At 56.3% G+C, this 22,890-nt stretch carries 15 protein-coding genes, 1 tRNA gene and 3 pseudogenes; 10 read left to right on the plus strand and 9 right to left on the minus strand.

The genetic code is table 11. The annotated features are described in order from the left end of the window. Positions 1-283: class II aldolase/adducin family protein (locus tag GOB81_RS02070; protein ID WP_173568733.1), on the plus strand; the 283-nt coding region annotated here is incomplete at its 5' end. Between the two features lie 525 nt (positions 284-808). Here GOB81_RS02070 and GOB81_RS02075 read toward each other — a convergent pair. Then, positions 809-882: transfer RNA gene (locus GOB81_RS02075), tRNA-Gln, on the minus strand. Positions 883-1,206: 324 nt separating this feature from the next. On the opposite strand from GOB81_RS02075, the gene GOB81_RS02080 reads away from it, so the two are divergent. The 3 genes from GOB81_RS02080 (at position 1,207) to GOB81_RS02090 (ending at position 3,848) form a co-directional block, all read left to right on the plus strand. Continuing rightward, positions 1,207-2,319: a Ppx/GppA phosphatase family protein gene (locus tag GOB81_RS02080; RefSeq protein WP_173568734.1), complete on the plus strand. Its 1,113-nt coding sequence runs from the start codon at positions 1,207-1,209 to the stop codon at positions 2,317-2,319. Positions 2,320-2,431: 112 nt separating this feature from the next. Further along, a complete protein-coding gene (locus tag GOB81_RS02085; RefSeq protein ID WP_194299764.1) occupies positions 2,432-3,211 on the plus strand; it encodes an RlmE family RNA methyltransferase in 780 nt (259 codons plus the stop codon). A gap of 61 nt (positions 3,212-3,272) precedes the next feature. Further along, positions 3,273-3,848, plus strand: a complete 576-nt coding sequence (locus GOB81_RS02090; RefSeq protein ID WP_173568736.1) for a ferritin-like domain-containing protein — start codon at positions 3,273-3,275, stop codon at positions 3,846-3,848. On the opposite strand, the pseudogene GOB81_RS02095 reads toward GOB81_RS02090, so the two are convergent. Next, positions 3,838-4,610: pseudogene (locus GOB81_RS02095) on the minus strand (IS5 family transposase). The gene GOB81_RS02090 and the pseudogene GOB81_RS02095 sit on opposite strands and share 11 nt — an antisense overlap. A gap of 182 nt (positions 4,611-4,792) precedes the next feature. After that, positions 4,793-5,776, minus strand: a complete 984-nt coding sequence (locus tag GOB81_RS02100) for a LysR substrate-binding domain-containing protein (RefSeq protein WP_173568737.1) — start codon at positions 5,774-5,776, stop codon at positions 4,793-4,795. A gap of 216 nt (positions 5,777-5,992) precedes the next feature. Here GOB81_RS02100 and GOB81_RS02105 point away from each other — a divergent pair, with 216 nt between their 5' ends. From GOB81_RS02105 to GOB81_RS02120, 4 genes and pseudogenes are all read left to right on the plus strand, one after another. Then, complete coding sequence (locus GOB81_RS02105) at positions 5,993-6,730, plus strand: cysteine hydrolase family protein (protein WP_173568738.1); 738 nt, start codon at positions 5,993-5,995, stop codon at positions 6,728-6,730. Between the two features lie 115 nt (positions 6,731-6,845). Beyond that, positions 6,846-7,832, plus strand: coding sequence for an ABC transporter substrate-binding protein (locus tag GOB81_RS02110; protein ID WP_173568739.1), 987 nt, complete (start codon positions 6,846-6,848; stop codon positions 7,830-7,832). A gap of 77 nt (positions 7,833-7,909) precedes the next feature. Then, positions 7,910-8,150: pseudogene (locus tag GOB81_RS02115) on the plus strand (transposase); the annotation flags it as partial. Then, a pseudogene (locus GOB81_RS02120) lies at positions 8,120-8,851 on the plus strand (IS5 family transposase); the annotation flags it as partial. The pseudogenes GOB81_RS02115 and GOB81_RS02120, both read left to right, overlap by 31 nt. 6 nt (positions 8,852-8,857) lie before the next feature. On the opposite strand, the gene GOB81_RS02125 reads toward GOB81_RS02120, so the two are convergent. The 6 genes from GOB81_RS02125 to lptF form a co-directional block, all read right to left on the minus strand. Beyond that, positions 8,858-9,826: an NAD(P)-dependent oxidoreductase gene (locus GOB81_RS02125; RefSeq protein ID WP_173568740.1), complete on the minus strand. Its 969-nt coding sequence runs from the start codon at positions 9,824-9,826 to the stop codon at positions 8,858-8,860. A 67-nt stretch (positions 9,827-9,893) separates the two neighbouring features. Continuing rightward, on the minus strand, positions 9,894-10,739 hold the full coding sequence (gene rsmA, locus GOB81_RS02130; protein WP_173568741.1) for a 16S rRNA (adenine(1518)-N(6)/adenine(1519)-N(6))-dimethyltransferase RsmA: 846 nt from the start codon (positions 10,737-10,739) through the stop codon (positions 9,894-9,896). Between the two features lie 4 nt (positions 10,740-10,743). Next, complete coding sequence (locus GOB81_RS02135; RefSeq protein ID WP_242009997.1) at positions 10,744-12,153, minus strand: peptidylprolyl isomerase; 1,410 nt, start codon at positions 12,151-12,153, stop codon at positions 10,744-10,746. 110 nt (positions 12,154-12,263) lie between these two features. Further along, on the minus strand, positions 12,264-14,612 hold the full coding sequence (locus GOB81_RS02140; RefSeq protein WP_173568963.1) for an LPS-assembly protein LptD: 2,349 nt from the start codon (positions 14,610-14,612) through the stop codon (positions 12,264-12,266). 69 nt (positions 14,613-14,681) lie between these two features. Then, positions 14,682-15,803, minus strand: coding sequence for an LPS export ABC transporter permease LptG (gene lptG / locus GOB81_RS02145; RefSeq protein WP_173568742.1), 1,122 nt, complete (start codon positions 15,801-15,803; stop codon positions 14,682-14,684). Positions 15,804-15,805: 2 nt separating this feature from the next. Next, entirely contained in the window at positions 15,806-16,936 is a 1,131-nt protein-coding gene (lptF, locus tag GOB81_RS02150) for an LPS export ABC transporter permease LptF (RefSeq protein WP_173568743.1), read from the minus strand. Between the two features lie 675 nt (positions 16,937-17,611). Between lptF and rpsA the strand changes: the two genes are divergently transcribed. Next, positions 17,612-19,324 (plus strand): 30S ribosomal protein S1, encoded by a 1,713-nt coding sequence (gene rpsA, locus GOB81_RS02155; protein WP_173568744.1) that lies wholly within the window; start codon positions 17,612-17,614, stop codon positions 19,322-19,324. Positions 19,325-19,520: 196 nt separating this feature from the next. Continuing rightward, positions 19,521-22,874 (plus strand): glycosyltransferase family protein, encoded by a 3,354-nt coding sequence (locus tag GOB81_RS02160; RefSeq protein ID WP_173568745.1) that lies wholly within the window; start codon positions 19,521-19,523, stop codon positions 22,872-22,874. Positions 22,875-22,890 lie beyond the last annotated feature (16 nt).

The raw sequence follows: 22,890 nt of genomic DNA on the forward strand, positions 1-22,890 counted from the left end.
GGTTCGTGATCTGGGCGATAATATCGGCCTGATTCTGCAGAACCATGGCCTGATGACGGTGGGTGAAACCGTGGCGCAGACATTCTACCGGATCTGGTATCTGGAGCAGGCTTGCCGCATCCAGATGTCGGTGCAGGCCACGGGTGCTCCGATGTGTATTCCGTCGGAGGATTATGTCCTGCGGGCACGCCGGCAATTTGAAGCCTATGACGACAAGGGCCATCTGGTCTGGCAGGCCCTGCGCCGCAAGCTCGATCGTGAGCAGCCTGATTATATCAGGTAAAACCCCGAGATGTCGTTCGGGAAGGTCTGCTGATGTGATGCCCGGCTTATTGGTTGTGTCGAGGATTAAGGAGGGCTCTTGATAGGGGCCTCATAGGAAACGGAAACAGTCGGGGAAGCTAAGCGCTTTCTTCGATGGGAGTGAAAACTGTTCTTAATATACTCGGTATTTCTGTATAGTATTGGGTATTAGTGAATTTTTGTCTTCATTCTTCATCTTCCAAATAAACATGTAGGAAGATGAAGGATTGAGAAGGCAATAGTTCCTGATTCAATAATTCTGGGTGGTTTTAAATATAATTCCACTGCCAGCCATATCCTGCTCGTCGTGAAATGTCCGTTTGACGTCACACTGCCCGCACAAGACTTTTTAGCGACGTGCGATTAGTGGTTCTCATTGATACAAAGAGGAGTAGCGGATGGCCTGAGCCACGTTTGGCACGAAGCTAGCGGCAGATGCGTGTCGAAATATCCATGATCTGAAAAGAGATCTAGGAGAATAGCTACGTCAATTTACGGGAAAAAATGGCTGGGGGACCTGGATTCGAACCAGGGCTGACCGGGTCAGAGCCGGTAGTTCTACCGCTAAACTATCCCCCAGCAGGGGATCGAAACAACGTCAAAACCGTCGTTCCGTCGGTGTGGCAGCCTCGTAGCATCGGCTCCCGGGAGAGGCAACCCCTTAAAATGCTTTTTCGGCTGCCTTGCCAGTTTTTGCTTGCCGGAAAGCCTCTTTTCCTGAACTATCGCCTTAAATTCGCCTTAACCCTATCTTGAAAAGGAACCAGACGTATGGACCGCACCGGCGCCTGGCCCAGGGGTCAGAAGGCGCTTACGAATCGTTTTGCGATTTCTCCCTCTCATCCACATTTTTCTGGCTCCGATAACCGGAGTAAGGGAGCGGACGCTCTTCACGCTTCGATCATGGCAGCAGGGTCCGGCGTTTCAGGCCGGTCTTTTCCTACGCATGTGTCGGAGAGTTCGTCCTCTCGTCTGGGTGGTCGCTTTGACCGGAAGGAGGGCGGTGAAGTTTGCGCGGCACTGGATCTGGGAACCAATAACTGCCGTCTGATGGTTGCTTCCCGGACCCACGCAGGTTTTCGCGTGCTGGATAGTTACAGCCGTATTGTTCGGCTGGGGGAAGGCCTTCAATTAACGGGAGAACTCAACGAAGCGGCAATGGTCCGCACGCTTGAGGCGTTGCATGTCTGTAACAGCCGTCTGGGCCGCCACAGACCTGTTCGTCTGCGTGCTGTTGCTACTGAAGCGTGCCGTCGGGCACGAAACGGCCGTGATTTCGTTGAGCGCATACGGCAGGAAACAGGTCTTGAATTCGAGATCATTTCCGGGCGTGAGGAAGCTGAGCTTGCCGTGGAAAGTTGCGCGGCTCTCCTGCACGGAGGGGCGGAAACGTCCACCGCAGAGGCAGCTCCGAAATGGGGGCTTCTTCTGGACGTAGGCGGCGGCTCGACGGAGATTGCCTGGGTTCGGCTGGACAAGAAGGCGCGCAAACACGAAGTGGTCAGCTTTGTCAGTCTGCCTGTGGGCGTCATCACACTGGCGGAACTCTTTCCACACCGACGGCCCGGTGTGTACAAGGCAATGGTGACGCAGGTTCGGCAGTATCTTACGGATTTTGAAGAGACGCATCAGATCCGCCAAAGAGTGGAAGAGGGAGGCGTCCGGGTTGTCGGCACCAGCGGCACGGTAACGACCCTTGCCAGTCTTGATCTCGATCTTCCACGTTATATCCGGCATGCTGTCGATGGATACTGCCTGAAACCCGACAATGCGCGGAATGCGATCGGTCGCTTGCATCGCATGGGCATGGAGGGGATGCGCGTGCATCCTTGTATCGGTGCAGAGCGAGCAACCTACGTCATGCCCGGCTGTGCGATTTTCGATGCTTTTCTGTCGCTGTGGCCTGCCAGCGTGGTCGTGGCTGACCGGGGTCTTCGTGATGGTCTGCTTTTGCAGATGATGGCGGAAGACCGCTCTTCCCTCAGGGATCAGTCTTCTCAGAGCACCGTCGGCTGACATCGACATCTTACAATAAATAAACAGAAGTGAAGTTCATTCAGTCGTGACAGCAAGACCACCACATTCAGGTTCGAAAAACGGGAAATCCACCACGGATTCACCATCACCCTTGGCACCACGGGTTCCGGGCCGTCGCGCCGTACGCGTGAGCGCGCTTCCGGGAACGAATGGCAGCGAAACCGACGGCGTCACTCTACGGAGCGTCCGTTCCAAGTCGGTGATGGTCAAGAAAACCCGCGGCAAGACAACAGGTCAGCAGCGGTGGCTGGCCCGCCAGTTAAATGATCCGTACGTTCAGGCTGCGCACAAGCAGGGCTGGCGTTCTCGCGCAGCGTTCAAGCTGATTGAACTGGATGACCGCTTCCACCTGATCCAGCCGGGACAGCGCGTTGTTGATCTGGGCGCGGCACCGGGAGGATGGACCCAGGTTGCCGTGAAACGCGGCGCTGCGCGCGTGGTGGGCGTCGACCTTCTGCCTGTCGATCCTGTGGCCGGTGCCGAGATCATAGAAGGTGACTTTACCGATCCGGCACTGCCGGACCGCCTGATAGAAATACTTGGCGGCAAAGCAGATCTTGTGCTTTCCGACATGGCTCCGAACACGACAGGTCATGCCCCCACGGATCATATCCGGATCATCGGGCTGGCTGAAGGCGCACTGGATTTCGCCTTTGACGTGCTCGCAGAAGGTGGCGGGTTCGTCACAAAGGTGTTTCAGGGCGGGTCGGAGAAGCAGATGCTTGCTCTGATGAAGAGAGTATTCACAAGCGTCCGCCACGCAAAGCCGCCAGCCAGCAGGAAGGATTCAAGTGAACTGTATGTCGTCGCTACCGGATTTCAGGAAAAGCACCTGATCGAGCTGAGAAAAGAGATGAATATTTTTCCGTGACATCATTTGAAACCTCTTCTCCTCAATCTCGTTGAAATCGGAGAAGAGGAGAAATTGATTCATGAGCACGAAAACAGCCGACGCTGACAACACCTTTCTGACCGACATCCAGACTCTTCGGGAACGGGCCCGGAAATCGCTCGGCGAAGGTGCGATTACGCCGGCCTATAAAGGCGATGTGAAGAAGGCCATCGATCTGCTCCAGACGGTGGTGGCGACGGAAATTGTCTGTACTCTCCGTTACCAGATGAATGCCATCGCCGCTTCCGGCATCAACAGCGAGAGCATTGCCGCTGAATTTTCCAAGCATGCGCAGGAAGAACAGACCCACATGCTGTGGGCCGCTGAGCGCATTGATCAGCTGGGCGGCGTCCCGGACATGAACCCTGAAGGTCTGGCTTCCCGTTCCGCGGCTGAATATGGCAAGGCCGGACCGCTGGTCGACATGATTAAGCAAAATCTTGTGGCCGAAAGGATCGCGGTCGAGCATTACCGCGAGCTGATCCGTTATTTCAGCGACAAGGACCCGACAACGCGCATCATGCTTGAGAGAATTCTTGCGCAGGAAGAAGAGCATGCGACCGACATGCATGACTTCCTTGAGGCGCATCAGGGACGGCCATTCCTCAAGGACTGAACGGACCGGTTTCTAGGGAGTTTCGCCAGTTAAGGCTGATGACGGCAGAGACAAGCTGCACTGCTGCGAGGCAGGTTAATTTCAGCTTATCGTAGCGTGTTGCGATGCCCCTGAACTGCTTTAGTCTGGCGAAGAACCTTTAGATGGTGTTGCTGTATTTATAAAGAGAGAAACTGATATTTCGTGGATTGCGACCGTTTCTCTTTGGGGGATGATCGGTGTGTTTCCTCTTTCGTCGAGGATTTCGATGAGTGGGTCAGCGATGAAGGCTTCGGGATCGACTTCATCCAGGAGAGAAGCTGCTTAGGTAATCTCCGCCCTTTGCCCGGGTGCCAGGGAAAGGACTACAGTCTTTCCTGCGGCATCGATCATAACATGGATTTTCGTGGTCAGTCCGCCACGAGATCGTGCGATGGCCTGATCGCCGCCTCTTTTTTACGAGCTCCCACACTATGCTGGTGGGCGCGCACGAGCGTAATGTCGATCATCATGTATTCCGTGTCAGGTTCATCGGACAGAGTATCAAAAATCCGTTTGAAAACATCGGCATTGGGGCCGTCGCTGAAGCGTCGGAATGCCGTGCTTCAGTTGCCGAACACTGCAGGCAGGCACCGCCACGGACTGCCCGGTTCGGACAATCCACAACACGCCTTCCATGAGCAGCCGATTCTCCCTCCCACTGCGTTCAGGATCAGTCGGTTTGCCCAGACAATGCGGTTCCATCTGCGCCCATTGGGCGTTCGTCAGCACAAAACGTTCCATCAGAAGCTTGAATGACAATCCAGACTCCTCGTGAATCCCCATAAGCCCTAGCTCATGATCATCACTTCTCACCGTGTATGCCTTCATTTTCTGGAAAAAGCGTCTTTCAACTAATTGCGACATCCTGAACATCAGGAAAATTTATTTCCCAATTAATTCAATTCCAAAAAAGCTTTGCCTATTCATCTGAACTCCGGTTTAGCACGAAGACGCCGAAGCATTTCCTCGTGGAAAAGCTGGGCAGGTGTCGAAAGCGGAACAGCCGCCGAGGTAATCAGATAGATGAAATAGTCCGGCAGCAATGAAACGGGCAAAAGTGGCCATAACCTTTCTCCCAGAGGTTCCGCGACGATTGTGGGTAGAAATCCGATTCCTGCACTCAGTCTGATGAGACGCATCGCTTCAGTAAGATCATCGGCATAGGCAACAGTGTTCTTACCCAAATCGTAATGAAGCCGGAAACGTTCCACATCCTTTGGCTCATCTGCGACGGCAAGAATGAAACGCTCATCGGCCAGCGTGGCCGGATTACGAATGGAACTACCGAAAAGCGGATGACTGCGTCCACAGTAAAGCTGCTGACTCTCACGTACCATCGGTTCGTAACGTATCTTGGGAACGGAGTCGCTTTCGTATGTGACACCAACATCACATTCACCTGCTGCAACCGCGTCCAACACGCCCCGCCATGTACCAATGTCGATCTGGAGTGTGACATCCGGGTGACGGCGCACGAAGGATGACAAGGCCTCATCAAGTTCTCCGGACGTGATATCGGAAATCATTCCCAGCCGCAGGGTACCTTCGATACGCTTTGCGGCCTGCATGGCCACATGCGGAACCATTTTGATAGCTTCAACAACATCTGTAACCTGTTCAAAGACCATCTTGCCCGCAGGTGTGAGCTCTACACCCTGTGGAGTACGGCGGCACAACGGTACGCCGACCTGCTCTTCAAGTCTCTTCAGCGCCAGGCTTAGGCCCGGCTGATGGGTATGAAGGTATCTCGCTGCAGCACTGACGCTGCCAGCACGAACGATTTCATGAAATTGCCGAAACAGATTCCAGTCTACCTGTCGAACAAACCGCTGCTCTCTCTGCGGCTGAAGTTTGCTGGATCGATCCATTTTGACACCTCCCACTGACCGACGTGCGGCCAGAACCACACATGGTATACTTCATAATTATGGCAAGTATCTATTTTTTCCATCTTCTCTATATATCATCCATAACCTTAGTGTCCTGTCACGTCAGGAGCCTCGGAATGCTGCCGTGCCTTCCTGTCACGGAATGATCCTCAGACGCAGCTCGGCAACAAGGACAACTCCTTTACCCTGAAACTTCGATTTCTCTTTGATGACGACCACCCAGGAAAGCAAGCAATGCCATTACAGGTGCCCGCAACAGCTTATGATTTTCCATTTAGTGGAGATATCATCGCCTCAGAAACTGCGATTGTTGTCATCGACATGCAGATGGATTTCTGTGCCGAAGGCGGGTGGGTCGCAAGCCTGACCTCCGCACTCCCATTGATGCGAGAACCTATTGAACCCATTGCCCTTGTGCTTGCAGCTGCGCGCTCCGTGGGCATGAAGATCATCTACACCCGAGAAGGTCATCGAGTTGATGGTTCGGACCTTACGGACGTCAAGAAGTTCCGGACTCAACTGGCGTATGATGGCGCGGGAGTAGGAGAATACACATCCCTTGGACGCGTGCTGACACGCGGAGAACCCGGGCACCAGATCATTCCCGAACTCGCCCCCCATCCGGGCGATACAATCATCGATAAGGTCGGGAGCGGCTGTTTCTACGGGACAGAGATGGAGCACATCCTCCGTAATAATGGCATTCACCACCTGGTCTTTGTCGGAGTCACTACGGAATGCTGTGTCCACACATCCATGAGGGAAGCCGCCGACCGAGGTTTCGATAACCTTCTTCTGGAAGACGCAACAGCTTCTGTCACGTATGAACTGAAGGACGCTGCGGTAAGTATCATCCGTGACCCCTCAACACTGTTTGGGACGGTCGGCAACTCCCAAAATTTCATTAGTGTTCTTGATGTGTTGCAGCACAAAGGCCGCATGCAGGAGAATGGCAATACTCCGCCAACATGAAAGCGATGCCTTACGCTTATTTCCACGCTGAAGATGAGACAAGAAGATATCGTCCACCTCCTTGTTTCAAGCCCATGCTGTGGCCGCGCACACTCCCAATACGAGGAGAACAGCAATGAATATACTCTCTAAGTGGAAAAACCTTTTTGCAGCCTTATCTTTCGGCGTCATAGGTCTGTCCGGAACAGCAAAATCGGAAACACTGCATATTGGATATAGTGACTGGCCCGGTAGCGTGGCGTGGCAGATCGCTATTGATAAACACTGGTTTCAGGAACAAAATATTGATGTCGATTTTGTATGGTTTGATTACGGTGCAATGCTGGATGCCTACGTCGCTGGAAAACTTGATGCCATAAGCGCCACCAATGGTGATGTGCTCACAACGGGCGCGAACGGGCACAAGAGCATAATAATCATGCTCAATGATTATTCGGATGGCAACGACATGATCATTGCCACCAAAGATGTGAACGGCATACCCGGTCTCAAGGGCCAAAAAGTTGCCGTTGAAACCGGTCTGGTGGATCATTTGCTGTTACTGACGGCACTCCAGAAATATGGAATGACGGAAAAATCCGTTGATATCGTGCAGACTGCCACAAATGAAACCCCTCAGGTTCTTGAGTCCGGTAGTGTGGCTGCCATCGGGGTTTGGCAACCAGCGGCTGGTCAGGCCCTACGCGCGGTTTCCGGCGCACACCCCATTTTCACCTCTCATGATGCGCCAGGCCTTATCTACGATACACTTGCGATTGATCCGCTCAGCCTGAAACGCCAAGAGAAAGACTGGCGGAGTATTGTACAGATATGGAACCGTATCGTTGCCTACATTGAAGATCCCGCCACTCAGCCGGATGCGATTGCCATCATGGCTCACCGTGTCGGGATCAGTTCCGTCACCTACAAACACTTTCTTGAGGGAACCCACCTTCTGAACCTTGCTGATAACAACAAGATTTTCGAAAAAAAGTCTGGTCTTGATTCTCTTTACGGATCGACTGAGAACGCCGATAACTTCAATGTTCGTTATAATGCATACAAGAATCATCAGAATATCGACGCTTACATCAACCCTTTGTCTAGGCTCAAGCCCCATTGATTTATGGGTAAGATTTTGATTCAGGCTCTGTGAGGAGACTGGAGATGAGCGACCTGTATTGGCTGATGGACAAGTAGATGACGCGGCTTCAGCTCTACTCCAAAGAGCCATGGCAAACTGCGGGTTGATGACCGTCGCGTACTGAGCGGGATTATTTTCGTCAATCGCCATGGATTGCGCTGACGGGATGCTCCGAAAGATTACGGCCCCCACAAGACGCTTTACAATCGCTGGAAGCGTTGGGGTGCAATTGGTGTTTTCGCCCGGATGATGGAGGGGCTGGCGGCCGGGAGGGTGGAATCCGTGGCGGTCATGATCTGCGTGAGTTGTTCAACGGCCTTCGGTATGTGATCCGTTACGGTATTGTGTGGCGTGCGATGCAGAATAATCTTCCGCCGTGGTCTGCGGTTTATCAGCAGTCCCGGCGCTGGATCGAGACCGGATGTTTCGAGGCTCCGGTTCATGATCTTCGGGCTGTTCTGCGTATTGCGGCCGGAAAGAAGGCCGAGACGACAACTGCGATCATTGACAGTAGAACACTGCGTTCAACCCCGGAAAGTGGGGCTCGGTCCGGCTATGGAGGTGCAAAGAGAAAGATGGGATCGAATCTGCACATGGCGGTCGATACCTTGGGCCATCTCCTGACTTCACATGTAACGCCGGCAAACAGGGATGATCGCGCAGAGGTCGGACGGTTGGCTGAAGCCCTTCAGTTGGCCACGCAGGGAAGGGTTGAATAGGCATGGGTCGATCAGGGTTATACCGGATCAAAAGCGGCCAGAGCCGCTGAAGAGCAGGATATCACTCTCGAAATCGTCAGACTACCTCAGGAAAAACGTGGCTTCGTGCTTTTGTCACGCCGCTGGATCGTAGAGAGGTCATTCGCATGGGCACCACGATTCAGGCGGCTCGTAAAGGATTATGAGCGATGGGCGTCAACACTCGCGGCAATGCACATAGTCGCCTTCGCAGGCTTCATGCTCAGGAATGCTGCCAATCTGCTCACGCAAAGTGCATAAGACCCTCTAGGCGATCTGATTGATGAGCGGTGAACCCGCCGTCAGTCGGTGGATATTCTGATGCAGAATGTCGGCGACACGCGTTTCATAGGCAGTCGTGTCGCCCGCCCCGTGGGGGGTGATGACCACGTTGCCCATCTTCCACAGAGGTGAAGCACTGGGCAGAGGTTCTTGCTGGAATGTGTCGAGTGCGGCCGCTGCAATCCGTTTTTCATGCAAAGCCGCGATCAGATGGTCTTCCACCACCACCGATCCCCGTGCAACGTTGATAACGCTGGCGCTGGGCTTCATTCGCTGCAGGATTTCGGCGTTGATAAGGCCCGTGGTTTCGGGGGTAGCGGGACAGGCGAGGACGAGATAATCCGCCTCTCCGGCAACCTGCGCCAGTTCGGCGTCTCCCACGACACGAATGGGTAAACCGGTCTCTTCCGCGCTATTTCTTCGCACGACGGTGACACGCTGTCCAAAGGCAAGGCATAGTTGTGCAATCCGTCTGCCGATCTCACCAAATCCAACAATTACTACATGGCTACCAGCAAGTTCCCGTCTGCGTTCGCCCGGATCGTTTCCCATCTTGCGCCAGAAAGCGTCGTGCTGATCATCCCGTGCTTCCGGAAGTCGCCGTGAGAGGGAGAGCATCAGGGCCAGAGCATGTTCGGCCACAGCATTGGCGTTCACACCTCTCGCACTGGCAAGATGCACCGCGTGTTTGCGGAACGCCTCCACATCATACTGGTCCATCCCCGAGGACATGGCCTGAACGAATTTCAGTTTTGGAGCCATTTCAAGGTAGCGGTTTTCCCAGAGCGTCATGGTCACAAGGATGTCGGCTTCGGGAAGTCGGGCGAGCAGATCCGTCTTGTTCTTCACCCAGACGCAGTCCGTGGGCTCGTCCCAGGTATCCACAAGCGGTTTGATATCGAAAATGGCGTGGGCAATGACGATTTTCGGTAGTGTGCTGATCCGTTCGGACACGGCTTTCTCTCCCCGTGGGGGTGAGGCAAAAGCTTTCACTCTTCGGCTTTAAAATGCAAGCCTGCCTTCAGGCTCTGGTGGAAGGCGAATTTTCCAGAACACAGTGGGCCAGACGGCTGAACTCCTCGATATGGAGGGTTTCCGCACGGCGTGAACCGTCAATTCCAGCTGCGGCCAGCAGGCGTTCTCCGCCTATGCGTTTCAGTGACCCACGCAGCATCTTGCGTCGCTGCCCGAATGCCGCCGCCGTCACGGTTTCCATGGCCCGAAACAGTTCAGGAGAAGGCTGGTTTGCGTGAGGCGTTATTTCCACCACGGTTGACCAGACTTTGGGGGGCGGGGAAAAGGCACCCGGCGGAAGCCGCATAATGGGAGAACACATCGCGCACCATTGGGAAATCACCCCAAGTCGACCAAAATGATCACTTCCCGGTTCCGCACAAATGCGCTCAGCGACTTCAAGCTGGAACATGAGGGTCAGGCGTTCCCATTGCGCTGCCTGCCGGAGCCAGCCGATGAGCAGGGGAGTGGCCACATTATAAGGCAGGTTCGCAACGATCCGCCGGGGAGCGGGGCAGAGTGTCGTCAGGTCAAGTGACGTTGCATCAGCCTGCACCAGACTCAGTCGTGCGGGATCTTCGCTGACGAGTTCCTCGATCAGGGTGATGGCGCGGCTGTCCACTTCCACAGCCACGACGGAAGCGACATCACTGTCCAGCAAAGCCCGCGTCAGGCCACCGGGGCCGGGGCCGACTTCCACCACGTGCCGTCCGGCGAGTGGCGCGGACAGTTCGACAATGCGGTCGGTGATGCCCGGATCAAGCAGAAAGTGCTGACCGAGCGAGTGGCGCGCGGCAAGGTTATGCCGATTGATGACGGCGGCCAGAGGTTCCCGGGGTTTGCGGATAGTCACCGGATCAGGGTGTCCCACGCATTTCGATCACCGCTCGACGGTGCAGGTCACGGTCAAGCTGGCGGGCTGTCTGTTCGACACGCTCGTTCAGCAACTGGTCGGCGATTTCACTGGGTGTACGATCCGCGAAGTTTTTCGTCTTCTTGCCGCAGACCATCAGGATATCGATGCCGTCCTGCGACACCAGCGGACGGGTGGTTTTCCCCGTCGGCAATGTCCCGAGAATCTGCTGCATCTGCGGGTTCAGGCGCTCAAGCTGCAGTTCGCCCGGATTAGAAGGACGGACTTCGCCAAGTTGCTTGTTGGCGGCAGTGATTTCTTCACAGGAGTGTACGCTCTGCGTGAGATGCACCGCTTTTTCCAGTACCTGACGCTGCTGGTCTGTCGGTGTCTGGGGATTAAGCGGGGTGCTGAACGGCAGGAACGCCTGCCGGACGTCGAGAACGGTGCCGGGCTGATGGCCGATGATGCGTTTGTCTGCAACGGTGGCAATCACATATCCACCCGCGACCTTGATGGGGTTGGAAATCGCATCCTGCGGCATCTTGCGCACCATGGCGACAACTTCAGGATCGAGACTGTCTTCCTGCACCCACCCCATGGAGCCGCCATCCAGCGCGCTCTGTGCCTGAGAGAACTGCGCCGCGACGATCGGGAAGGGGGCTCCGCTGCGGAGTTCCTGAATGACGGTCTCGGTGAATTTCAGCTCGCTCTCGCTGTGACGGGGATCAGCCACGGGAACAAAAATTTCACTGATAAGATACTCCGGTCTCCCTTCCTGTCTCCGCAGGGCTTCCTGACGCTGGGAGATTTCGAGGGAAGTCATCCGCGACCGCGCGCCCAGTTCCTGGCGCAGCACCTGCATCCAGCCGATCTGCACCCGGATCTGGTCGATGAGCGTCGTCAGTGACACGCCATCCTTTGCCAGCCTGTTCCGAAGCGCATTGGGTTCCATCCCGTTTCGCTTTTCGATGCTGGCGATGGCATCGGCGATCTGTTCAGGCGACACGTTGATGTGGCGGCCAAGGATTTCCTGCGTGCGAAGGCGTTCGTCGATCAGCTGACGCACGATCTGCGGACGCATGCGCTCCATCACGTCCTCGCTTAGCGGCAACCCGGTCGACAGCACGAAGAGCCGTCCACGATTGTCCACATCACGCTTTGTCAGGGGGATGTCATTGATGATGGCGATGATCGTATCTTCGGTTTTCCCGAGCTGTAGCTGCTCAGGCTTCACCTGGGAGACGCTCTCCGTATCGGGGACGCCCGTATCCTGTGCCGTGGTGTCGGTCGATGTATCCTGCTGATGTCGCCCATGGCGCGGCATGGCTGCATCGGCAGCAGGAATCACGACAGAACCAAGAGCAACCACAAGGGCCAGGGTGGACCCTGTTACGGAAAGGCTCAGTCGCATGCAGATTGGTCTCTCACCTGAACGATCGGGAATTCGCTTTTACCCAACCCTTGGACATTTTTGAAGCGTGCCCCTGCTTCGGAGCACGATGAATATCGTTTGCAGACCGGTCACTTCATTCCAAATGCACCAATGGTCTTGAGCGACAGGGTCAGCAGAACGGTGGAATAACGGCGCTGACCACCGATTTCGGTATATTGTTTCAGATACATCAGGTCGAGCCCAAGGCAGTCGTTCATATAGCCGACGTCGCCACCCAGTGTCGCGAACTCATGCCGGGAAAGAGCGCGTCGCGCAAAGAACGAAGCGTGCCAGTTGGTCCAGGTGGTGGATACGCCGCCGCTCAGTTCATTGGTCGGCGCGTAATAGAGCGATGTCGGGGAGCCACCGTTCCGGAAATCGTTCACGTAATAATAGTAAGGCGTGATCGGTTCACGCACGTAGCCGCCGTTAAGGCTGAAATGCGGCAGGCTCAGGTTGAACAGCGCATCGGCAAAATCGACGCGGCCTGTATGCGGATCAATGCGAACACGACCGGTTACGCCGAAATACCGCGTGGCATCGACGCGAGCGCGGGCAACCACGTCGGAAAGATGGTGGTTCAGCCCGGAATAAGGGATGCGATCACGCTGGACGTGCTCCTGGAAGCTTTCTCCCGCCAGCACGTCCACGACATGGCCATTCCATGTCCAGTTGCCATGCACACCGACATTGGCTCGCAGACCGCCGTCAATACGATCAGTTCCCTGATAGCGATTGAGCGCAAACAGCGTCGTGTCAGTGAACTCATAATTGAGGCTGTCTTCATTCGGCAGGCGTCGATCAGCTCCGCCACCCTGATTGGGAGCGTAGATGGCCTGCGCGATCGGCTCTAAAATCTGCGATCCGTGACCCTTCATGAAACGCCGGACAAAAGGCCAGTTCATCTTGACCGCGAGCGTCGGCACGACCTGCCCTGCGGTGGTCGATTTGTAATACTGGTAATAGTTCGGCTGCTGATACAGTCTGGAAGCGTGGTAGAGCATGCTGTCCAGACGGGCTGTGACCAGGAATTTCTGGCCCCAGCTATTGCGGAACGGACGGTTCCAGTTCACCTGCACTTCGGCGCGCTGATCGCGCGTGCCTTGCGAGCGGTAGACATAGAAATCGTTGCTATTAACGGTCAGTCGGCCACCCAGAGGATCTGGCTGCGAGTTGAAACCGTATTCGTAGTGAGGCAGGACGAACGGTAGTTCGTTATTGCGGATAACGCCGCGGTTCAGGCCCTGATAGTACTGGGCATCCAGCTTGGAATAAGCGCCTGTTCCGAACCCTTCAACGTAGACGTTCGAATTGAGCGTATCGCCGCCATAACCGGGAATGCGATAGTCACGCATATAGTTGGCGCTGGTCGCCAGACGGGCATCGAACCCTGCTCGCCATGCGTGCGTGAGGGAGAAACTGCCTTTGGCGAAAATATATCCCTGAATGCCGTGGTCGCTCTGCGCCCCGACCTGCTCGCCGAAGTCGTTCGTATATCCACTCTGGCGGTGCGTATCATAAGCAAGGCCGCCACGGACGCGCAGGGAGCCGAAGTTGAGCTCCTTTCTATAGAGAGCGCTGATCTGGGGGCCGGTTTTCGTGGCGATAAGGGCCTGCAACGTGATGTCGGACGAATCGTCGATCACCCAGTAATAGGGGATCGTGAAATAGGTGCCGAGATACCGGTCATGCGGCGTCACGCCGACCATGAGGAAACCGCTGCGTCGTTTCGCGGAAGGATCGGTCATCGAAAAGAAGGGCGTGTAAAAAACCGGGATGCCGAGGATATCCATATAGGTATCCCGGAAATCGATCCGCTGATGTTCCAGATCCTGCGTCGCGTCATAGGCCCGCAACTGCCAGAAAGGCGCCCGGGTGGGGTGCTCTGCGCAGATTTCGCAGGCTGTGTACACCGCGCGGGTAAGATCGTTGATCTTGCCGCTCGTGCGACGCAGGCCGTTGGCGGCGAGTTTCGCATTGTCGGCCGGCAGGATCGCATGGACCTGCGTCATGATCCCTTCATGCATGTCGCCGGTCAGTTCCGCATAATGCGAGAACAGCACCGATCCGTCAGGCTGGCTGGACGCCACATTGCCCGTGGCGGCGATGATGCCTGTGTTCCTGTCGTAGGTGATCTTGTCGGCCCGCAGAACGTGATCCACCTGCCAGACCTGAACGTTGCCTGTCCATGTGACCACTCCGGCGTGGTCGTCGTAACTGACGTGATCCGCCTGAAACGTAACGGGCTGGCCTTTGCTGGTGGCGGTGCTGCCTGTGTTGATGTGCACCGGCGCCGGCCTGAACTGCGCCTTCGCAGCCTCACTCCATACGCCCGACATGACGGTAGCGGAGCTCAGTCCCAGACTGAGCCAGAGCGCGCGCTGCCCTGAGCCGGCCGTTTCGCAGTCATGAGCCGAGGAAGCCCCCGTCCGCCGCATAAGCGCCGCAGCCACGCGTCGAAAATGACGCGATGGTCGTTTCTTGGAACGAGGTGCGGGAAAGGGCAATCAGCCGTCCTCCAGGTGCAGTAGCAGCGAGACAGCCAGACAGAGACCGGCTCCGGTTGGCGCCCATGCCGCAAGCAACGGCGGCAGGGCCCCCGAGTTACCAAATTGTTCAGCAACTTTCGAGACTGTGAACAACAGAAAGCCTGCTCCTACGCCGGAGCCTATCATTTTGGCCACACCTCCACGCCGACTGGGACGCATTGAGAAGCCAGCCGCCACCAGTGACATCGTTCCGGCCAGTACGGGAAGCGCCAGAAGTGATTCAAAATGCAACCGATGGCGAATCGAGGAAAACCCTGAACGGTCAAGCATGGCGATGAAACTCGGCATCGCCCATACCGAAAGCGTTTCCGGTGAAGCGAAACTTTCCTGCACACGATGAAGAGTGAGATCGGTGGCCAGCGACAGGGTCCGGGGTGGCCCCGGAAGTTCATACGGTTGCAGGATGCGAGCGTTCTCAAGAAGCCAGCGGCCTGTTTCCAGTCGTCCGGAAGGAGCCTCAATCCGCAAGATCATATGCCCGGACTGGTCGATGCGAAAGACGCTGATGTCGTGAATGGAGAGGACGTCGCCTTCCAGATGCGTGTCTCGCGAATGGAGGATCGCAACGCCACGCGCGTCGAGGCCGGAATCGAGCTGACGCAGCCAGAGAGACGCGCCTGACAGGCTGAGGGGGCCACCACCTGAACGAAGGTACTGGTCGTCCAGCGCTTCGGCGCGCGCGTACATGATGGACGAAAGAGGTGAAACCACGCCTGTCGTCAGAGCCCCGAGAATGAGGGAGCAGGCGAGAGGGGCCGCGAGAAATTGCCATGCCGAAATGCCGGACGCCCGCGCGACAATCAGTTCCGATGAACGGGTGAGGCGCCAGAAGCAGATGATACCGCCCAGCAGGACACCGAATGGCATGATCTCCATATAGAAATAGGGAATATGCAGCCCGGCGATCTTGGTGACGAGACTGGTTGGCACGTCCGGCTTTGTGGCGACACGGCGCAGCAGGTCGATGAAATCGAAGAGGCAGACAATACCGGTCAGCGATGCTGTCATCGCCAGCACGGAAAAGAGAAACTGACGCGCAATATAGAGCGAGAGCGTGACGGGAACCGTCGTGAAAAACATGTTCAGTTCCCCTGAACCTGCTGGCTGGCGGCTTCACGACCGGAACGGATCTCCGGGCCGAACAGCATCACGGCGCAGACAATTCCCGGCACGACGGATTCGAGCAGAATGAGTGGAATCAGCGTCATATTGCGTCCGCCGAGGTTCTGGAGGAGCAGGCTGAGCGCGAGAAGCCCCACCACAGTCAGCACGGCGCCGAGCGGTCGGGTGACGTTTCCATGTCGTGAAAATGCCCCACGCAGGATGGCGACCAGACCGATCATGGCGAAGGAAAAAGCGGTGAAGGGGGTGGTGATGCGCCTCCATCCCTCCACGGCAAGTTTACCGACATCGCGCGCCCGAACCTGCGCGGGGTCGGGATGCAGCAATTCGCTCAGCGACATTTCCGAAGCATCTCTGGAACGGATTTCCTGATTTTTGCTGGAGGTCAGATCAAGGGTATTGCGATCGAACAGCAGCATGGTCAGGCGCCCGGTCTTGGGATCGATGACCTGCCGGGAACCGTCATAAAGCACGACGCGTGGCTGATCATCGACGATCACCATGGTCCCGCTTTCCGCGAATATGGTGGCGCGGCTGTTCGCAACCCGGTCATCCTCGATCATGATTCCCTTTAGCGTTCCGTCATGATTCCGTTCGCGAATATAAACCGTCAGCGCTTCGGAAATTTTGGTGAAAACGCCTTCCTGCAACATGAATGCGGCCATCTTGTTGCGGATCTGAAATTCATACTGCTTGAACTGATGGTAGGAGGCCGGGACGATCCAGAGATTGAGGGCGAACGTCACGATCATCGCGATCGTGGCGCAGATCAATCCGGGTCTCGCAAGGGCGAAAGGGGACAATCCGGCTGCCCGCATGACCGTCAGTTCACGGTCTCCGGCAAGACGGTGATAGACGAACAGCGTCACCACAAAGGTCGTGATCGGCAGGACTACCGCCACGAAAGACGGCACCATGAGGCTGGTCAGTTCAAGGAACACCCCGAGCGACAGGCCGCGTCCCACCACCAGCGAGACGAAGCGCAGAGACTGGGTGAGCCAGATCAGGGCGGAAAGACCACCTGTCGTTGCGACCAGCGCCAGCAAAAGCTGACGCAGCACATACCGATCAATAGTATCGAGTTTCAGCACCGATGGGTCATTCCCACACCGGGCATGCCTTTCTGCCGCGCAGCGGGGCGGGCAGGGTGACTGTCTCGAAAATAGGCGCACTGGACCATCAGGCGTGTCTACTCCTCTGCCCCGTAAAACGGAAATGCAGCCTATAGGATCAATTGTAACGGATTGTCATCTCTTGTGATGCAGCCATTGGCTCAGGGCATGCGGCCTCAATGCAATCTCGACTGTGAATCGCGATGCCGCACTCTCAGAAGCGGCCGACGGGATGAGCTGTCTGTCAGGAGAGTTAAAGCGCCAACACTCAGATGAGGAGGAGAGGAGAAATTTTTGTTGCGCGACCCCGGCGGTGCGCATGCGGGACGAGTAAAGGGATTGCGGGCGGCGAACCGAAGCAGCAGGCATTTCACCATCCTCTGTCCGGCCACTAGCACCGTCACTATGAAATGGCTGTTGTGATATTCTCCTCGCCTGCCTGTCTCGGCTTCGTTATGCGCTGAAAACCGTTATTTTCTTGACAGGCGCAGGGGTGGAGGTGTCTTTCATCCCCCAGTTCTCTGCGGTGGTCGCGGAGAAGCATATCTGACAGCAGCCTGCGCTGCGAAAGTGCAGGCAGGCAAGTCGTTTCGCGCCAATATGCGAAGCGCAGGCATGTCGGGGTCTCGGCCCTGACAGGGAAACAGTTTCTACATGGCTTCAGCCACACAGACAGCCACCGATCATTTCCACGGTGAAGATTTCGCGACTCTGCTCGATGAGACGCTCGGACAGGACAGCGGTTTTGAAGGATCGGTGGTCAAGGGCTGCATTGTCCGCCTGACCGATGATTTCGCGATTGTTGACGTCGGCCTGAAGAGCGAAGGCCGCGTGGCCCTGCGCGAGTTCGGCCCCCCGGGCATGCCTCCTGAAATCAAGCCGGGCGATATCGTCGAGCTCTACATTGAGCGTTACGAAGATCGTGATGGTTCCATCGTTCTGTCGCGCGAGAAAGCTCGCCGCGAGGAAGCATGGACCAACCTTGAGAAGGCTTTCGAGGCCAACCAGCGCGTCAACGGCACGATCTACGGTCGCGTCAAGGGCGGCTTCACGGTTGATCTCGGCGGCGCTATGGCGTTCCTTCCGGGTAGCCAGGTCGATATCCGTCCGGTTCGCGATGTGACCCCGCTGATGGGCGTTCCGCAGCCGTTCCAGATCCTGAAGATGGACCGCGCTCGCGGCAACATCGTCGTTTCGCGTCGTGCCGTTCTCGAAGAGACGCGTGCCGAGCAGCGCAGCGAGCTGATTCAGGGCCTGAAGGAAGGCATGATCCTCGACGGCGTGGTCAAGAACATCACCGACTACGGTGCGTTCGTTGATCTCGGCGGCGTTGACGGTCTTCTGCATGTCACCGACATCGCCTGGAAGCGCATCAACCACCCGTCCGAAGCTCTGCAGATCGGTCAGCCGGTTCGCGTGCAGGTCATCCGCTTCAACCCGGACACGCAGCGTATTTCTCTCGGCATGAAGCAGCTTGAAGCTGATCCGTGGGAGAACGTGGCGCTCAAGTATCCGCCGGGCGCACGCTTCACGGGTCGGGTCACGAACATCACCGATTACGGTGCGTTCGTCGAACTGGAGCCGGGCGTCGAAGGTCTGGTGCACGTTTCCGAAATGTCCTGGACGAAGAAGAACGTCCATCCGGGCAAGATCGTCGCTACCTCTCAGGAAGTCGACGTCATGGTTCTGGATGTGGACAGCGCGAAGCGTCGTATTTCGCTTGGCCTGAAGCAGGTTCAGCGCAATCCGTGGGAGCAGTTCGCGGAAGAGCACAAGGTTGGCTCGATCGTCGAAGGCGAGATCCGCAACATCACCGAGTTCGGTCTGTTCATCGGCCTGTCCGCAGACATCGACGGCATGGTTCACATGTCCGACCTGTCATGGGACGAAGCTGGCGAAGAAGCCATGAAGAACTACGAAAAGGGTCAGGTCGTTCAGGCCAAGGTCCTCGACGTGGATGTGGAGAAAGAGCGTATCTCTCTCGGCATCAAGCAGCTTCATGAAGATCCGGCCGCTGACGCTCTGACGGGCGTTCAGAAGGGTGCGATCGTGACCTGCGTGGTGACGGCAGTTCAGGCCAACGGCATCGAAGTCAAGGTTGACGATGTGCTGTCCGGCTTCATCCGTCGCACCGAGCTGGCCCGTGACAAGGCCGAACAGCGTCCGGAGCGTTTCGCCATCGGTGAGCGCGTCGATGCGAAGATCGTGTCCGTCGATCGTGCAGGCCGGAAGCTTGCTCTGACCATTCGTGGTCGTGAGCAGGACGAAGACAAGCAGGCGATCAACGAATATGGCTCGTCTGACAGCGGCGCGTCGCTTGGCGACATTCTGGGTGCCGCGATCCGTCGTCGTAACACCGACAGCTGATTAAGCCGGTCTTAGTCTGATTATGAAAAGATGGCATCTCTTCGGAGGTGCCATCTTTTTTTGTACATGTGGATAACCGGCTGATGTGAAGGTCTTTTGTGTAAGCGGTCTTTGCGGTAGGATGCGCAAGCAGATGTGATGTTGGATCGGTGTAGTTTTTCAGGGAAGGCGAAGACGGAAACGTCAGCGTGGGTCAATGGCAGTCATATACAATACGAACTACACACATAATCCGAACTATTACCTCACACTTGCTTTTGAGCGGGCCGCCAAGACGGTCCTCGGTGGCGATAACGTTGTCGTCGCTGATAACATGACTCTCGCCGGTCTTGCGGCAGGTGGTGAGCATGACGTTCTGATCTGCATTGACGGCCAGCGCATCAACATGGAACTGATGCGGCGTATACGCCCCGCCTTCAAGACCATGATCTTCTGGGCGTTTGAAGATCCCTTCATGGTGTCATTCAACGTCGAAAACATTGGTCTCTTCGATTACGTTTTCACGAACGACCCCTCCTGTGCCGATTTCTATCAGGGGAAGGGGCACTATCTGCCGCTGGCCGCCAGCCTGTCTCTACATGAGAGGAAGGTGAAATCAGCCGCGGATCTGGATTACGATATCTTCTTCGCCGGGACGATGTGGCCCAACCGCGTGGAAACCCTTCGTCGTGTCATTGCAGCTTTTCCGGATGCACGGGTCAAGCTGATCTGTCCCGGCAATGAATATCTGCCACCGCTTCCCGCCGATCTTGCCGACCTGGCGATTCAGCGCCCGATTAGCCATGAAGCCTTCATCGATTTCGCCAATGCGAGCGCCGTAACCCTTACGATGTTCCGTGATTATGCAAGTCATGGCGATGTCGGGCAGGCGACCGCACCCGGACCGCGCTTCTACGAACTTGGACTGGCTGGCACCGCGCAGGTTGTGGAGGCGGGAGAGCAGCTTGATGAGCGCTACATTCACGAGGTTGCAGGCGTTGGCATGTCCCGCACCGTCGAAGGTGTTGTTGGGCATATTGCCGCTCTGCTGTCGAACAAGTCCCTGAGGCGCAAACAGGCGACTGCCGCACAGAAAGCCGTTCTCGAGGCGCATCTTTACGAGCATCGTCTGAAGCGGATGATGGAGGTCACAGGCGCTGACTTCGGCCGTCATGAGATTGCGAAATCTGTCGCCGCACCGGCCCGGCGCGGTCGTCTGCGCGTGCTGATGTGCACCCATTCCACGATTCACGAACAGGCGTGGGGTGGCGTTGAGGTCTATCAGCAGACCATAGCCTCCATGCTGCTGCGTGACGTCGAGTTCTTCTACTGGCTGCATCGTGATGGCATGTGTCGTTTGACGGATGCCAGTGGCCGGGAGATCGAAAGCTTCGATGTGCCTGATACGGGTTGGCTCGATACGATGTGTGACGGCGCCGAGGAAATGGCGTTCTCGGCGGCGATCAGCCAGTACAATTTCGACATCGTGCACTTCCAGCATCTCGGGCATCACTGCCTGTCACTGCCGATAATTGCGAAAGCCAATGGTGTGGGCGTTGTCTTTTCGGCTCACGACTTTTTCCTGCTTTCCTCACGTTATAACCTGCTGAATCACGAACTGCGCTATCGCGAAGAAGATGTGAAGTGGGTGCTGGCAGCGGATATTTCCCTGAAGCGTTCCGATAATGTGGAATTCGGCGGAGAGCAGACCCGTCGCGCCTTTGTGGCGCTGGCGCTTGACTGCGTGGACGTCATCCTGTTCGGCACCAAGCATTCTCATGACCTGACGCACGAGGTGTATCCGAGGCTTTCTGAAAAAGTCAGTCTGGTTCTGGGTATTCCTTCGCCAGAGACGACGGCGCCGATCAAGGCGAAGACCTATGAACCACTGAATGGCCGTCCTCTTGCTGTGGCGGTAATCGGAAACTTCCTGCGCACAAAAGGCGCGGATGCCGTTCTGAGTGTCATTGAGATGGCCAATCCCGACCTGTTTGAATTCCACATCTTCGGATATGTCCATCCGGAATACGATGGAATCCTGAGCAATATGCACAAGTCCAATGTGCATGCGTATGGACGTTATTCGGCTGGCGATATCGACGCGCTGAAAGTCGCGGATGTCGCGCTCAACCTGTCCATCTGGCCGGAAACCTACTGCATTTCTCTGTCGGAATCGTGGCAGAATGGTCTGATCCCCATCGTGTGCGATGTCGGTGCTCTGGGCGATCGTGTTGAAGACGGTGTCAACGGTTTCAAGGTTCCCATCGGTAGCCCGGCTGATGTTCTTCAGCGTCTTGAACTGATCCGTTGCAGTGAAAGCATCCGTAAAAACCTGATGGCCAATATTGGTCCGCATCTCTGGACCAATGCCCGCGAATACGGGAGTGCACTGCTTCAGCTTTATCGTGACGTTGCGCCGCGTCGCGATATGGGGAGCAGCAACGTTCAGTTCGATGTGGGTCAGGTGCATCTGTTGCCCCACGCGTCGTGGAAACATCAGGCTCCGCCGCGCCACATCTTTGATCCGCCGACGACGCGCGACCTGTCGATCGAACTGCCCGAAACCGTCACCGACTGGTATTCGATTCAGGGCGCTGAATATTATATCGACGACGTCTGCCGTCATGTCTTTGCTGAATCCGACGATGAAGATTTCATTGCGTCGTCGGAATTCCACATTCGTGGCTGGTACGTGGTGCCGGGCGTATCGGGTTCGGGTCATCTCTACGCAGTGTTGCTCGGTGAGGATGATGTTCCGCCGATCTTCATTCCGACATCGCGGGAAGTGCGTTCGGACGTCACCGGGCTCTTCCCCGGTGCGCCCCGTCGTTCCGGCTTTGCCGCACAGGTCGCCTTGCGCGGCAAATGGTGTGAGGGCGTTTTCCGGCTTGGGCTTGTCAACATCGTCCATGGACGTGGGGCTTTTCAGCTGACATCCGTGCAGATCGAGGTCGAAGGGGGCCGGATTATCGGTCTGACGCGTCTGCCGCCTTCAAACGGTCAGATTCTGCGCGATTTCGAGCGTGTTTCCGAAAGCGACGGCGTGTTGCGCGGGATCAAGCTATCCGGACTTTCTCGGCTGATCACGCAGCAGTACAAAGGTGACCTTCAGTTCTATATCGATTTCTTCAGCACTCTTATCGAAGACGGCGGAAATCACGAGCGGGATATTCTCGAAAGTGATCTGATCGTGCGCGGATGGGCCTTCCTGCGCGGTATGTCGCGTGCGGGACAGGTTTACATAACACTCATCAACGAGGAGAACGGTGAAACCGTCTTCTTCGCCACGTCGCGCCTGATCAGACAGGATGTCCAGACGATCTTCTCGGATGCGCCGCTCTGCGTCGGGTTCGTGGGAAATCTGAGCCTGAACAGGGGATATAACGATGTGCTGTCGGGTTGGTATCGGGTCAGCCTGCTGAACATTGTCGGCGATGAAATCGGTTTTCAGCCAACGGGTATCAGGGTGTTCTGTGAAGACAACCAGTTCCGGGGTGTGGAAGAAGTCGCGCCCGGAGATGTCGTCGTCGGTTACTGTTCCGATACCGTGCGTGAACTTGTAGGCGACTGAACGGCGGGTCTGGTTG

The sequence above is a fragment of the Acetobacter conturbans genome (assembly GCF_011516755.1).
GTDB lineage: Bacteria > Pseudomonadota > Alphaproteobacteria > Acetobacterales > Acetobacteraceae > Acetobacter > Acetobacter conturbans.